Source organism: Lentzea sp. NPDC003310 (genome assembly GCF_040610935.1).
GTDB lineage: Bacteria > Actinomycetota > Actinomycetes > Mycobacteriales > Pseudonocardiaceae > Lentzea.
In genome coordinates this window covers 88,557-102,538 of sequence record NZ_JBEXNC010000009.1, presented here as the reverse complement: position 1 = coordinate 102,538, position 13,982 = coordinate 88,557, and the positions used below count along the sequence as shown (strand labels likewise).

11 protein-coding genes are annotated in these 13,982 nt (G+C 70.6%); 2 read left to right on the top strand and 9 right to left on the bottom strand.

Annotated features, from left to right (window positions below; all coding sequences use genetic code 11):
* Positions 1–612 precede the first annotated feature (612 nt).
* On the bottom strand, positions 613–1,941 hold the full coding sequence (ftsZ, locus tag ABZX02_RS19605) for a cell division protein FtsZ (RefSeq protein WP_355300004.1): 1,329 nt from the start codon (positions 1,939–1,941) through the stop codon (positions 613–615).
* Positions 1,942–2,499: 558 nt separating this feature from the next.
* Here ftsZ and ABZX02_RS19600 point away from each other — a divergent pair.
* Positions 2,500–2,625, top strand: a complete 126-nt coding sequence (locus ABZX02_RS19600) for a hypothetical protein (protein ID WP_355300003.1) — start codon at positions 2,500–2,502, stop codon at positions 2,623–2,625.
* Positions 2,626–2,731: 106 nt separating this feature from the next.
* Here the strand turns inward: ABZX02_RS19600 and ABZX02_RS19595 are convergent, their stop codons facing one another.
* From ABZX02_RS19595 to ABZX02_RS19560, 8 genes are all read right to left on the bottom strand, one after another.
* On the bottom strand, positions 2,732–3,481 hold the full coding sequence (locus ABZX02_RS19595) for an FtsQ-type POTRA domain-containing protein (RefSeq protein ID WP_355300002.1): 750 nt from the start codon (positions 3,479–3,481) through the stop codon (positions 2,732–2,734).
* Positions 3,478–4,845, bottom strand: a complete 1,368-nt coding sequence (murC, locus tag ABZX02_RS19590) for a UDP-N-acetylmuramate--L-alanine ligase (protein WP_355300001.1) — start codon at positions 4,843–4,845, stop codon at positions 3,478–3,480. The genes ABZX02_RS19595 and murC overlap by 4 nt, the downstream gene beginning before the upstream one ends.
* Positions 4,842–5,945 (bottom strand): undecaprenyldiphospho-muramoylpentapeptide beta-N-acetylglucosaminyltransferase, encoded by a 1,104-nt coding sequence (gene murG / locus ABZX02_RS19585; RefSeq protein WP_355300000.1) that lies wholly within the window; start codon positions 5,943–5,945, stop codon positions 4,842–4,844. The genes murC and murG overlap by 4 nt, the downstream gene beginning before the upstream one ends.
* 20 nt (positions 5,946–5,965) lie before the next feature.
* Positions 5,966–7,354: a putative lipid II flippase FtsW gene (ftsW, locus tag ABZX02_RS19580; RefSeq protein WP_355300256.1), complete on the bottom strand. Its 1,389-nt coding sequence runs from the start codon at positions 7,352–7,354 to the stop codon at positions 5,966–5,968.
* Positions 7,355–7,500: 146 nt separating this feature from the next.
* On the bottom strand, positions 7,501–8,874 hold the full coding sequence (murD, locus tag ABZX02_RS19575) for a UDP-N-acetylmuramoyl-L-alanine--D-glutamate ligase (RefSeq protein ID WP_355299999.1): 1,374 nt from the start codon (positions 8,872–8,874) through the stop codon (positions 7,501–7,503).
* 4 nt (positions 8,875–8,878) lie between these two features.
* Positions 8,879–9,964 carry a phospho-N-acetylmuramoyl-pentapeptide-transferase gene (gene mraY / locus ABZX02_RS19570; RefSeq protein WP_089917287.1) on the bottom strand — a complete coding sequence of 362 codons (1,086 nt, stop codon included), beginning with the start codon at positions 9,962–9,964 and terminating at the stop codon, positions 8,879–8,881.
* Positions 9,961–11,421, bottom strand: a complete 1,461-nt coding sequence (gene murF, locus ABZX02_RS19565; RefSeq protein WP_355299998.1) for a UDP-N-acetylmuramoyl-tripeptide--D-alanyl-D-alanine ligase — start codon at positions 11,419–11,421, stop codon at positions 9,961–9,963. The genes mraY and murF overlap by 4 nt, the downstream gene beginning before the upstream one ends.
* Positions 11,418–12,848 (bottom strand): UDP-N-acetylmuramoyl-L-alanyl-D-glutamate--2,6-diaminopimelate ligase, encoded by a 1,431-nt coding sequence (locus ABZX02_RS19560; RefSeq protein WP_355300255.1) that lies wholly within the window; start codon positions 12,846–12,848, stop codon positions 11,418–11,420. Before ABZX02_RS19560 ends, murF begins: the two co-directional genes overlap by 4 nt.
* Before the next feature lie 373 nt (positions 12,849–13,221).
* Between ABZX02_RS19560 and ABZX02_RS19555 the strand changes: the two genes are divergently transcribed.
* Positions 13,222–13,971, top strand: coding sequence for a universal stress protein (locus ABZX02_RS19555; protein WP_355299997.1), 750 nt, complete (start codon positions 13,222–13,224; stop codon positions 13,969–13,971).
* Positions 13,972–13,982: the final 11 nt, after the last annotated feature.

The window sequence follows — 13,982 nt, the reverse complement described above, 5'->3', positions numbered from 1 at the left end:
CCGTTCCCCCCAACGGGTTAACAGCGATCTCGATGCGTCACGACCTGATCAGCTAGAGCAGCTCAATTTTCTCACGACAAGCCCGAACACAGCCCTCAGAAGACCCAGAGGACGACCAACGGCAAGGAAACAACGACGAACGGCACCACAAGCAGACCACCACCCCGCCCCACAGCGAAGCCGAAGGCGAGCAGTCCTTCCCAAGACCTAAGGGCGGTGGGGTCCCATCACGAGTCGCGCCATAGCACTTGCTGCACGTGAAGAGGGGTGTCAACTCGACACGCTTTTCGTCGAGTTGACACCCCTCCAGGCATGTGGCCCGCTCTTGGCTCGGCTCGTGATGGGACCCCACCGCCGAGCCGCCCAAACAAAGCAACGGGCAGCCGCTCTACGCAACAGGCGTGCCATCAACCCGCCCACAGCGCGGACCCCCTGATCAGATTGCCGGGGTCTGGGGCAGAGCCCCAGGGGAAGCAAGCAACAGGAACCCGCCGCACGCAACAGGGGAACGCAAGCTGACGCAGGCGTCCCCCCAAAACGAAGACCCCCTGAGCCCAAACGCTACTCAGGGGGTCCGACAAGATCACAAACGCTAAAACAAGACCGAAAACGTCACCGCCGCATGAACGGCGGCACGTCCACCTCGTCATCCGGGTCGTCCGTGACCGGCACCGGCCGAGAAGGCAACGACCCGTTGGGCGACAACGACCGAGGCACAGACGGCACGTACCCGTTCCCCTGCACCGGCGAAGGCTGAGACGGCAACGAGGCGGGCGGCGCCTGCCGAACCTCAGGCTGAACAGGCTGAACAGGCTGAACGGGCTGCACCGGCTGAACAGGGGGCTGCACCGGAGCCTGCACCACGGGCTGAACCGGAGGCGGCGTGGCAGCCACCGGAGCGTGCGTCGGCGTGGCCGAGGCGGAAGCGATCGGCCCGGTCGCCGTCCGAGGCGGCGAGGACAGCGCCGTCGGCTCCAGCTTCTTGTGGGTCGGTCCGCCGCCGTCGAACCCGGCCGCGATCACCGTGACCCTCACCTCGTCGCCGAGGGAGTCGTCGATGACCGTACCGAAGATGATGTTCGCGTCCGGGTGCGCGGCCTCCTGGACCAGCGACGCGGACTCGTTGATCTCGAACAGGCCCAGGTCGGAGCCGCCGGCGATCGAGAGCAGCACGCCGTGCGCGCCCTCCATCGAGGCCTCGAGCAGCGGCGAGTTGATGGCCTTCTGGGCGGCTTGGACCGCCCTGCCCTCCCCTCGGGCCGAGCCGATGCCCATCAACGCCGAGCCCGCGCCGGACATGACCGACTTGACGTCGGCGAAGTCCAGGTTGATCAGACCCGGGGTGGTGATGAGGTCGGTGATGCCCTGGACACCGGACAGGAGCACCTCGTCCGCGGAGCGGAAGGCGTCCATCAGGCTCACGCCGATGTCGCCGAGCTGCAGCAGCCGGTCGTTCGGGATGACGATGAGCGTGTCGCACTCGTTGCGCAGCGCCTGGATGCCGTCCTCGGCCTGCTTGGCGCGGCGCTTGCCCTCGAAGGAGAACGGGCGCGTCACGACACCGATGGTCAGTGCGCCGAGCTTGCGGGCGATCGAGGCCACGACCGGCGCGCCGCCGGTGCCCGTGCCGCCGCCCTCACCCGCGGTGACGAAGACCATGTCGGCCCCCTTGAGGACCTCCTCGATCTCCTCGCGGTGGTCTTCGGCGGCCTTGTGCCCGACCTCGGGGTTCGCGCCGGCGCCGAGGCCGCGCGTGAGCTCACGGCCGATGTCGAGCTTGACGTCGGCATCAGACATCAGCAAGGCCTGTGCGTCGGTGTTCACCGCGATGAACTCGACGCCCTTCAGCCCGACCTCGATCATGCGGTTGACGGCGTTGACACCGCCACCACCGATGCCGACGACCTTGATCACCGCGAGGTAGTTGTGCGGGGGCGTCATCGGATCCGCCTTCCTGATCGTGGTCCGCGCTGTGGTGCTGGGTGTGATGCACCCGGATTGAACCCTCGACCTCTTCTCGAGATCCAGAGTTATGTCAACCCCGTATGTTCCTGCTGGACGGTAAGCACCGGCGGTGCGTCGGTCCAGCAGCCACGCCGTAGGGTCCCAACACTGTGCGCTACTACTCCCCGGTCGTGCCGTCAAGTAGCGCGTACGGTCCTGAGGACGACGCCCCCCAAGCCTAGTCGGACCTCGAATCAGAGATCGTCTCGCCCGCCCTATCGACGAGTTTCCGTCGGTGACGGCCGCTCACAGGGGCGAGAAACCCGCCTGCGAGCTACTACAGCGCCGACCCACCTACCAGGCCGTCACCCGTTCTCACGGCGTAGACCCGCCTACCGGCCGCAGCGCTGCGGACCCTCCGACAGAACAGGCGCCCGCCACCCCGCGTCGACCTGGAATTGAGTACTTCCTTCGGGTGACAACGATCGATGTGGCTAATACGGCGAGTGGTAGCCCGATGAGGACGGTAGTCGTTCATCAACCAGGAGGCATGTCTTGGCACCCGCACCCGCGTCCGTGCGTTCGCTCGTCGTCGAAGCGATCGTCCTGGAACTCGTCACGAGCAGGCTCGGCAGCCTCGTCGTACGGGTCGCGATGGCGCGACTGAGGTCGAACGGCTAGCGGACCCCGGAGGCGATTCCCTTGTGCTCCAAGCCGATTCCCCGTGCCCGACGTCCTCGCAGGTTCCCGGCGCCGTCCCGGCCGCCGGCCCCTCGGCGGTGACGGGCTACGACACCGTGGCGAGGTCCGGCGACGACACGTCGTACGTCGTGCCCTTCCGTGACAACAGCACGAGCAGCACGGCCGCCTTGCGCTTCGTGTCCTCGGCGCTGCCCCACTTCACGACGCGGTTGCCGGACAGCGTGAGCTTCACGTCGGCACCGGTCGTGGCCGCCACCGCCAGCACGTCCGGCCGCAACTGCTCCGGCAGGTCGTTCACCACGCCGACGACGGCGCGGGTGGCCGGGTCCGAGGACGACGGCAGCGTCAGGCCCAGTTCGGGGACGCCCGGCGCGGCGGCCGGGAGGATCGCGTAGTCCTTGCCCGTCGCGTCGACCAGGTGGTAGCCGTCGGGCAGCTTCACGGAACCGACCGGTGTGCGTTCGGTGATCAGCAGCCGGACGGTGCCCGGGAGCTGGCGTTCGACCTCCACCGCGGCCACGCGCGGGATGCCCGCCACGCGGTCGTGGATCTCCTGGAGGTCGAGGCGCACCAGCGGTGAGCCGGTCTCGATCGCGGCCACGGCGCGGACCTCGTCCTCGGTCAGCGCCGCGTTGCCGCGGACGTCGACCTGGTGCACGCCGAGCAACGGGGTGAAGAAGACGCAGTAGACGACGCCGACCACGGACAGCACGGTCAGCAGCGCCACCAGGCGGCGGCGCAGGATCACCCTGCGCCGCGCCCGGTACTCGGCGCTCTTCGGTCTCCGGTTCGCGGGGCGAACTCGCGTGGACCTGCCGCGAACCGGTGCGCTCACGACAGCGCGCTGACGATCTCGGGGCCGAGCATCGTCACGTCGCCCGCGCCCATGGTGACCACCAGGTCGCCCTCGCGGACCAGCGACGCCACGAGCGACGGCACGCGGTCGAACGACGGCTCGTAGTGCACGGAGGCGGTGACCTGCTCGGCGATCAGACCGCCGGTCACGCCCGGTTCCGGTTCCTCGCGCGCGCCGTAGACGTCCAGCACGACGACCTCGTCCGCCAGCGACAGCGCGGCGGCGAACTCCGCGGCGAACGTGCGGGTGCGCGAGTACAGGTGCGGCTGGAACACCACGACGAGACGGCCCGCGCCCGCGACCGGACGGGCCGCGCGCAGCTGTGCGTCGACCTCGGTCGGGTGGTGTGCGTAGTCGTCGTAGACCGACACCCCACCACCACGGCCCTTGAACTCGAACCGGCGACGCACGCCGCCGAAGGCCGCGAGGCCCTCCAGCAACCCGGCCTGGTCGGCGCCGAGCTCCAGGCCGGCCAGCAGTGCGGCGATCGCGTTCAACGCCATGTGCTCGCCCGGCACCGCGACCCGGACCTCGACTGCCACGCCGTCGATCTCGACCGACGCGAGGCCACCGGACTCGAACGGCTTGTAGTCGACCAGCTTCGCGTCCGCGGCCGACCGCCCGTACTCGCGCACGCGGATGCCGCGCGCACGGGCCTCGGCGATCAGGCGGGCGGCACCGGGATCGTCCACACAGGACACCAGCACGCCGTCCGGCACGATCCGGTCGAGGAACGAGTCGAACACGGCCGTGTAGGCCTCGACGGTGCCGTGGTGGTCGAGGTGGTCCGCCTCGACGTTCGTCACGACGGCGACGGACGGCGAGAAGAACAGGAACGAGCCGTCCGACTCGTCCGCCTCCGCCACGAACACGCCGCCGGTGCCCTGGTGGGCGTTGGCGCCGGACTCGTTCAGGTCACCGCCGATGGCGAACGACGGGTCCACGCGGCAGTGCTGCAACGCCACGGTGAGCATCGACGTGGTCGACGTCTTGCCGTGCGTCCCGGCCACACACACGACGCGGTGGTCTTCCATCAACGCCGCGAGGGCCTCGGCACGGCGCAGCACCGTGATGCCGCGCTCGCGGGCCGCCGCGTACTCCGGGTTCGTGTCCTTGATCGCGGTCGACACCACGACCTCGGTCGGACCGCCCACGAGCTGGTCCAGGTTCGCGGCGTCGTGCCCGACGGCGATCCGCGCGCCCTGGGCACGCAGGGCCAGCACGGTCCGCGAGTCCTTGGCGTCCGAACCGGACACCTGCACGCCGCGCGCCAGCAGGATGCGGGCGATGCCGCTCATGCCGGCACCGCCGATGCCGACGAGGTGAACGCGTTCGAGGCTCATTTCTTGATCACATCCAGAACGGTGCGGGCCAGGACCTCGTCCGCCTCGCGCCGGCCGGTGCCGAGCGTCGCGCGGGACATCTCCGCGAGCCGGTTGCGGTCCGCCATCAGCGGCACCACCAGCGACGCGACCTTCTGCGGCGTGAGCTCCTCGTCCGGCACCAGCAGGCCACCGCCCGCGGACACGACCGGACCGGCGTTGAGCGCCTGCTCGCCGTTGCCGATGGGCAGCGGCACGAACACCGCGGGCAGGCCGACGGCCGACACCTCGGCGACGGTCATCGCGCCCGAGCGGCACAGCACGGCGTCCGCGGCGGCGTACGCGAGGTCCATGCGCTCCAGGTACGGCACCGGCACGTACGGCGGGCGGCCCGGAACCTGCTGCACCGCAACGGAGTTCTTCGGGCCGTACGCGTGCAGCACCCCCACGCCAGCACGGGCGAACTCGGCGGCCACGGGCGCCACGGCCTCGTTGATCGAACGAGCGCCCTGCGAGCCGCCGAACACCAGCAGCACCGGCGCGTGCGGGTCGAGGCCGAAGAAGCGGCGGGCCTCGTCGCGCAGCGCGGCGCGGTTCAGCGACGTGATGGACTGGCGCAGCGGGATGCCGATGATCTGCGCGTCGGTGAGACCGGAGTCCGGCACCGCCGCGGCGACGTGCTCGGCGAACTTCGCGCCGACCTTGTTCGCCAGACCGGCCTTCGCGTTCGCCTCGTGCACCACGATCGGCACGCGGCCGCGCGCGGCCAGGTACGCGGGCAGCGCCACGTAGCCGCCGAAGCCGACGACGACGTCCGCGCCGACGCGCTCCAGCACCTCGCGGGTCTGCTTCACGGCGCCGCGCACGTTCAGCGGCAGCTTCAGCAGGTCCAGGGTGGGCTTGCGCGGCATCGGCACCGGCGGGATCAGCTCCAGCGGGTAGCCGCGGGCCGGCACGATCTTGTTCTCCAGGCCGCGCTCGGTGCCGAGCGCGACGACACGCGCGTCCGGCCGCAGCCGCATGACCGCGTCGGCCAGCGCCAGTGCCGGCTCGATGTGTCCGGCGGTGCCACCGCCCGCGACCACGACGCACGGACCACTGGGGGCAGGGTGCCCGGTCAAGACTTCCTCCGAGGGATCAATCAGTTGGGTCGCCCGCGACCGCGGGTCGACCTGCCTTGCTCAGAACGGCCCTGTGTGCGCCGCGAGTCGCGGCGACGGTACTCCGAGGGCGGAGCGGACCTTCCTGCCATACGACGTTCGTCCATGACCGGAAGTTGCTGCGTGCGGGAACGACCTGGTGCGCGCGGCGGCGTGGACGGCCGCACGGGCTTGCGCTTCGCGGGCGGCCGGTACGCCTCGGGCGCGGGCAGTTTGAGCAGGCCACCGACCCGGCCGGGGCCGAGCGAGCGCAGTGCCGCGACGGCGTCGGGCTCGTGCCGCGCGCAGTTCGCGAGGATGCCGAACACGATCATGGTGATCACGATCGAGGTACCGCCGGAGGAGATCATCGGCAGCGTGAGACCGGTGACCGGCAGCAGCTGCACGACGTAGCCGATGTTGATCGCGGCCTGCGCGACCAGCCACACTGTCAGCGTCGCGGCCACGATCCGGATCCACGGGTCGGTGTTGCGCGCCGCCACCCGCAGGCCGACCCAGGCGAGCCCGCCGAAGAGCGCGAGCACGAGCGCGCACCCGACGAAGCCGAGCTCCTCGCCGATCACGGCGAAGATGAAGTCCGACTCGACGTTGGGCAGGTACCGCCACTGCGAGCTGCCGCGCGCGAGCCCCTTGCCGAACAGACCGCCGTCGGCGAGCGCGAACATCGCCTGCCGGGCCTGGTGCCCCGCACCGTCCGGGTCGGCGTCGGGGTTGAGGAACGACGTCACGCGCTTGAGCCGGTACGCGGCACCGATCGCGAGCACGGTGGCGCCCGCGACCGCGCCGGCGGCGATCACGCCGAACAGCCGCATCGGCGCGCCCACGAACCAGAGCAGGCTGATCAGCACCACGCCGAGCGTGATCGTGCCGCCGAGGTCCGGCTGCAACATGACCAGCGCGAACACCAGCATGGCCACCGGCACGACGGGCACCAGCAGGTGCCGGTACTGCGAGAGCAACGCGCGCTTGGTGACCAGGACGTGCGCGCCCCACAACGCCAGCGCGAGCTTCACGGCCTCGATCGGCTGGAACGAGACGGGTCCAAGTGTGAACCAGGACCGCGCACCACCGCGGACGTCACCGAGCGGCGTCAGCACCAGTGCCAGCAACAGCACGCCGATGCCCATCGCGGCCGTCGAGAAGTGCCGGAGCTTGCGCAACGGGAACCGCAGCATCACCCAGAACAGCACGGCGCCGATGCACACGTAGATCAGCTGCTTCTGGAACACGCTGTACGCGGACACGCCCGACGCGACCTGTCCCGGCGCCGACGCCGACAGCACCATCACCAGGCCGAGCACGGTGAGCATGCCGAAGATCGCGAGCAGCAGGTGGAAGTCGGCGAGCGGGCGGCTCAGCCACGAGGTCATGCCGCTGCGCAACGAGGCGACGCGGCCCGCGGGACGAACCTTCCGCTTGCTTCTCGGCTTGTCGGCGACGACGGTCACCAGATCATCGTCTCCTGTGTCAAGCGCTCGAACGGGGATTCCTGGGGGCGTGTCGCCCTCATAGAACCCTACCGACCACCCGTTAGGCGCTTCACAGCGTCCGTGAACGCCTGTCCGCGGTGCGCGTAGTCGGTGAACATGTCCATCGACGCCGCCGCCGGGGCGAGCAGGACCGTGTCACCGGACTGCGCGAGCTCCTGCGCGGCACGCACCACCGCGAGCATCGGATCTTCGTCGGCCGCGAGGTCGAGCGACACCACCGGCACGTCCGGCGCGTGCTTCGCCAACGCCTCCGCGATCACCGCACGATCCGCACCGATCAGCACGGCACCACGCAGGCGGTGGGCCTCCGTCCGCACCATGTCCTCGACCGACGCGCCCTTCAGCAGCCCGCCCGCGATCCACACGACGCTGTCGAACGCGCGCAACGACGCCACCGCCGCGTGCGGGTTCGTCGCCTTCGAGTCGTTGACGTACTTGACGTCGGCGCCGTCGACCGTGACGAGCACGGCCCGGTGCGCGGCCGGTTCGAACGCCTCCAGGCCCTCTCGCACGGCCTCGGACGGCACGCCGTAGGCACGGGCCAGCGCCGTCGCGGCCAGGGCGTCCACGATCCCGGGCGGACCGGCCGGGCGGATCTTCGCGACCTCGACCAGCGGCTCGTCGTCGGCGAACGCGCGGTCGACCAGCCAGCCGTCGCGCACGCCGAGCTGACCAGGCTCGGGCTCCTCCAGCGTGAACCCGACGCGGTCGCGGGCCGGCGAGGCCTCCAGCAGGTCGACCACCCGGTCGTCCTCCAGCCAGCCGATCGCCACGTCACCGGTCAGCACGCCGGCCTTGGCCTGGGCGTAGGCGTCCATGCCGCCGTGCCAGTCGAGGTGGTCCTCGGCGAGGTTGAGCAGCGCCCCCGCCTGCGGGCGCACCGACGGCGCCCAGTGCAGCTGGAAGCTCGACAGCTCCACCGCGAGCACCCGGCGCCCGGCCAGCAGCGCGTCGACGACCGGCAGGCCCACGTTGCCGCAGGCCACCGCGTCCGCACCGGCGGCGTGCAGGATCGACTCCAGCATGCCGACCGTCGTGGTCTTGCCGTTCGTGCCGGTCACGGCGAGCCACACCGGCGGGTCGGCGAGTTCCGTGCCCATCCGCCAGGCCAGCTCGACCTCGCCGATGACCTCGATGCCCGCCGAGGCGGCGGCCGCGAGCAGCGGGCTCGACGGCTGCCAGCCGGGGCTCGTGACGACCAGCGAGGTGCCGGCCGGCGGTTCCACCAGGCCGGGCACCAGGTCCACGCCTTCGAGCAGGGTCTCGAGCGCCGCGAGCCGTTCCGGCGACGAGTCCGTCACCACGACCTCGGCGCCCGCCGCGAGCAACGCCTCCGCGGCGGACCGGCCGGTCACTCCAGCACCGGCGACCAGCACCTTCGAACCAGCCAGCTTGGTCATGAGACTAGAAACCGCCCGTCAGCCACTCGCTGTAGAACACGCCAAGTCCGAACATGCAGCAGATGCCGGCCATCAACCAGAACCGGATGATGACCGTGGTTTCCGCCCAGCCCGCGAGCTCGAAGTGGTGGTGGAACGGGGCCATGCGGAACAGGCGCCGTCGAGAGGTGCGGAAGACCGCGACCTGCAACGCCACCGACAGGGCCTCGACCACGAACAGACCACCGATGACGATCATCAGCAGCTCGGTGCGGGTCGCGATCGCGAGACCGGCGACGAGACCGCCGAGCGCGAGCGAACCCGTGTCACCCATGAAGATCTTGGCCGGAGCGGCGTTCCACCAGAGGAAGCCGATGCAGCCGGCCATCGCGGCCGCGGCGATCACGGCCAGGTCCAGCGGGTCGCGGACGTCGTAGCAGCCCGCCACCGCGTAGCTCGAGCAGTTGTAGCGGAACTGCCAGAACGAGATCACCACGTACGTGCCGAACACCATCGCCGACGAACCACCCGCGAGGCCGTCGAGGCCGTCGGTCAGGTTCACGGCGTTGGACCACGCGGCCACCATGCCGTAGCAGAAGACGATGAACCCGATGGTGCCGAACGAGACCACGGTGATGTCGCGGACGAACGACAGGTTGACCGACGCGGGCGTCAGGCCGTCCTTGTTCGGGAACTGCAGCACGAGGATCGCGAACGTGATGGTCGCGATGAACTGGCCGACCAGCTTCGCCGTCTTGTTCAGACCCAGGTTGCGGGCCTTGCGGATCTTGATGAAGTCGTCGAGGAAGCCGACGAGGCCGAGCGACGTCGTCAGCATGAGCACGAGCAGACCCGACGCCGTCGGGGTCTGCCCGGACGCCGAGGCCGACATCGAGTTCACGAGGTGCGTGCCGAGGTAGCCCGCCCACATCGCGACCAGGATGGCGAGACCACCCATGGTCGGCGTGCCGCGCTTGGTCTTGTGGTGCTGCGGACCGTCCTCGCGGATCTCCTGACCGAACCCCTGACGGGAGAAGATCTTGATCAGGTAGGGCGTCAGCAGGATCGACACCGCGAGGGCGATCGCTGCCGCGATCAGGATGCTCTTCACTTGGTTCCTGCCTCCAGCAGGGCCTCGGCGATGCGCCACAGGCGATAGGCGTTGGATGCCTTGACCAGCACTACGTCACCGGGCCGGACTTCCCCCAGGAGCAACGCGATCGCCGCATCTGCGTCCGGTACCGAGACGGATTCGTCTCCCCAAGATCCTTCCAGGTGCGCGCCCTGGTGCATCGGGCGGGCCGCCTCACCGACGACGACCAGCTTGCTGATGTCGAGGCGCACCACCAGACGGCCGATCTCGTCGTGCTCGCGCACCGCGTCGTCGCCCAGTTCCGCCATCGGGCCGAGGACGGCCCAGCTGCGGCGGGCGGGCGTCGTGGACCGCGCGATCGACGCGAGCGCCTTCAGGGCCGCCCGCACCGAGTCGGGGTTCGCGTTGTACGCGTCGTCGATGACCGTCACGCCGTCCGCGCGCTCGGTGATGTCCATGCGGTGCGCGGACACGCGTTCGGCGGCGCCGAGCCGCTGGGCCACCTCGGCCGGCGTGGCGCCGAGTTCGAGGGCGATGGCGGCGGCGACCAGCGCGTTGCCGACCTGGTGCGTGCCGTTGAGGCCGAGCTTGACCTCCGCGTCGCCCTGGGCCGTCTTCAGCGTGAAGCTCGCCCTTGCCTGCTCGTCCAGCACGATGTTCTCGGCGCGGACGTCGGCCTTCGTGCTCTCGCCGACGAGCACGACCTTCGCCTTCGTGCGGCTCGCCATGCCCGCGACCAGCGGGTCGTCCGCGTTGAGGATCGCGACCCCGTCCTCGGGCAGCGACTCGACCAGCTCGCCCTTGCCCTGCGCGATGCCCTCGCGGGAACCGAACTCGCTCAGGTGGGCGGTGCCGACGTTGAGCACGGCGCCGAAGCGCGGCGGCGCGATCTCGCACAGGTTCGCGATGTGGCCGATGCCGCGCGCGGACAGTTCCAGCACGAGGAACTTCGTGTCCTCGGTGGCCCGCAGCGCGGTCCACGGGTGGCCGAGCTCGTTGTTGAACGAGCCGGGCGGCGCGATGGTCTCGCCGACCGGGCTCAGCACCTGGGCGATGAGGTCCTTGGTGGACGTCTTGCCCGCGGAGCCGGTGATGCCGACGACCGTCAGGTCCTTCAGCCGGTCCGTGACGTGGCGGGCGAGCTTGGCGAGCGCCGCGAGCACCGCCGCGCCCTCGCCGGTCTTGTCGCCCGCGAGCACGTACGCGTTGGCGTGCTTGGTCTCCACCGGCGGCGCGATCACCGCGGGCGCGTCGACCTCGCGGCCCGCCAGCACCCCGGCCGCGCCCGCCGCCACGGCCTGCGCGGCGAAGTCGTGGCCGTCGACCCGTTCCCCGGGCAGTGCCAGGTACAGGCCGCCCCCGGTGACCTTGCGGCTGTCGAACTCGATGGTGCCGGTGACCACCGGACTGCCGTCGGTGGCGTGCAGGCGTCCGCCGACGATCTCCGCGATCTCGGCGAGCGTGAGTGCGATCAACGGTGAGCCTCTCTGATCGCGGCGGTCAGCGTCTCGACGTCCGAGAACGGGTGGACCACGCCGGCGATCTCCTGTCCCGTCTCGTGTCCCTTGCCCGCCACGACGACGACGTCACCCGGAAGTGCGAGCTCGACGGCCTTCTGGATCGCGAGCCTCCGGTCGCCGATCTCCAGGACCTCGCCCCGGTTCGCGGTGGCGAGCGCCCCTTCGAGCATGGCGGCCCGAATGGAGGACGCGTCTTCGCTCCTCGGGTTGTCATCGGTGATGATCAACACCTCGGCGCGTTCCGCGGCGGCCTCGCCCATCAGCGGGCGCTTGGCGCGGTCGCGGTCACCTCCGCAGCCGAGCACGATGATCACGCGGCCGTCGGTCTTGGCGCGCACGGCGTCGAGCGCGAGGGCGACGGCGGCGGGCTTGTGCGAGTAGTCGACGACCGCGGTGAAGTCCTGGCCCTCGTCGACGCGCTGCATGCGGCCGGGCACCTGGACGTTCTTCAGGCCCTCGGCGATCGCCTCGGCGCTGATGCCCTCGAGGTGCAGGCAGGCGATGGCGAGCAGGGCGTTCGCGATGTTGAAGCTGCCCGCGAGCGGCAGGTGGATCCGGATGTCGCCGCCGGGACCGTGCGCGGTGAACGTCTGCTCCCCGGTCGCGCTGACCTCGACGTCGGTGGCGGTCCAGTCGGCGTCCCTGGTGGTCGCGACCGTGACGGTGCCGTCCTTGACCAGGCGCGGACCCCAGTCGCCGTCGACGCAGACGACCTCCCGGCGCGCGCGGCCGTCGAACAGCTGCGCCTTGACCTGGAAGTACTCCTCCATGTCGGCGTGGAAGTCGAGGTGGTCCTGGCTGAGGTTCGTGAACGCGCCGATCTCGAACTCGGTGGCGGCGACGCGGCCCATGTGCAGCGCGTGGCTCGACACCTCCATCGCCACGTCGGTGACACCGCGCTCGGCCATCACCGCGAACAGCGCCTGCAGGTCCGGCGCCTCGGGCGTGGTGTGCGAGCTGCCGAGCTGCTCGGTGCCGATGCGGGTGCCGACGGTGCCGATCAGGCCGGTGTCGCGGCCGGCGGCGCGCAGCACCGACTCGATCATATACGTGGTGGTGGTCTTGCCGGACGTGCCGGTGACCCCCCACAACCTGATCTTCGTCGACGGCTGCCCGTAGACGTGCGCGGCGAGCAGGCCGACGACCTCGCGGGGGCGTGGGTGGATCAGCACCGGCACGTCCTTCAGCGAGTCGCGCGCGGCGCCCGCCTCGTCCGTGAGCACGGCGACGGCACCGTTCTCGATCGCCGTCGCGGCGAAGTCGGCACCGTGGACGTGCGCGCCGGGCAGCGCGGCGTAGAGGTCTCCGGCGACCACGTGCTGAGCACGCAGAGTAACCCCCGTCACCTGGACGTCGGCATGCGCTGGCCTGGTCAGGTGCACGTCGGCGACCGCGGCGAGAGCAGCCACGGAAGCAGGGCGGATGGCGTTGGGGCGGGGCGGGGCGGTCGCGACCTTGCCCTCGAGCTTGGCAGGCACGGGCAAGAGGCTACCGGCGTGCACGGAGTGGCCGAGCGGCGCGTTGGCGTTCGGGTGATGATCGTCCGATCTGCGCCGTTCGGGTGGCCCGCCGCGCTGGTCGGAGTGAGCGAGCCCGTCCGGCCGAACAAGTTCCTGCCCGCTTCGTGACTTAGTGCCCTGTGACCACTCGTGCGCCTGCGGTGAGGTGGAGAACGGCAGGAGGCGGCAGATGAGAACCAGCTCGGCGGTGGAGCCCAGGAGATTCTCCTTCTGGGCACCGGATTTCAGTCGTTCCGTGACGGTCGGTGTGGACACGTCCGAATTCGCTTACCACGCGTTCGAATGGGCGGCGCGGCACGCGTGGTCGCTCCGGACGGACCTCCAGGTCTACCTCGCGGACCCCGGCGACACGACGGTCCAGAAGGTCCTGGAACGGCTCCCGATGCTCACCGCCCACTTCCGCCCGAGCGGCGACGACCCGGTGGCCGCGCTGGTCGGGGCGTCGGACTCCAGCGCGACCTTGGTCTTGGGGTGCAAAGGTGAACAGCACCGCGGCCTGGGGCTGGGCTCCCTCGTCCTGCCGGTGCTGCGCCGCGCGCGGTGCGGAGTCGTGGTGGTGCGCGGTCGTCCCCGGGCGATCCGCGGCGAGCACGGCTGGATCACCGCGGCCGTCGGCGGGTGCGAGGACCCGGTCGTGCTGCGGCGCGCGGTCGAACTGTGCCGCACCCGCCGCGCGCGCCTGCGGCTACTGCACCTGCACCTCCCCGCGCAGCACGGCGCGTCCGTGCCGCGTGACGAGGCGGCGGTGCGCCGGGCCGTGCTGTTCCTGCGCACGACCGCGCCCGAACTGACCCCCGAGGTCCTCGTCGAGTCGCGGCACCCGCACGAGGCACTGGCCGAACTGGACTCCGACCTCGTGGTGCTGGGTCGCGGCGGACAGCACGACGGGGTCGGGCTCGTCACCAGAGCGGCGCTCTACCACGCCTCGTGTCCAGTTCTCGTGGCCAGGCCGGAGCCGATTCAGGACGACCGGGTGAAGCTCTAGCCGAAGCCTCG

Coding starts and splice junctions, on each gene's coding strand:
- ftsW (WP_355300256.1), bottom strand. CDS start 7,354: ATGACCTCGTGGCTGAGCCGCCCGCTCGCCGACTTCCACCTGCTGCTC.
- ftsZ (WP_355300004.1), bottom strand. CDS start 1,941: ATGACGCCCCCGCACAACTACCTCGCGGTGATCAAGGTCGTCGGCATC.
- murD (WP_355299999.1), bottom strand. CDS start 8,874: ATGACCAAGCTGGCTGGTTCGAAGGTGCTGGTCGCCGGTGCTGGAGTG.
- murC (WP_355300001.1), bottom strand. CDS start 4,845: ATGAGCCTCGAACGCGTTCACCTCGTCGGCATCGGCGGTGCCGGCATG.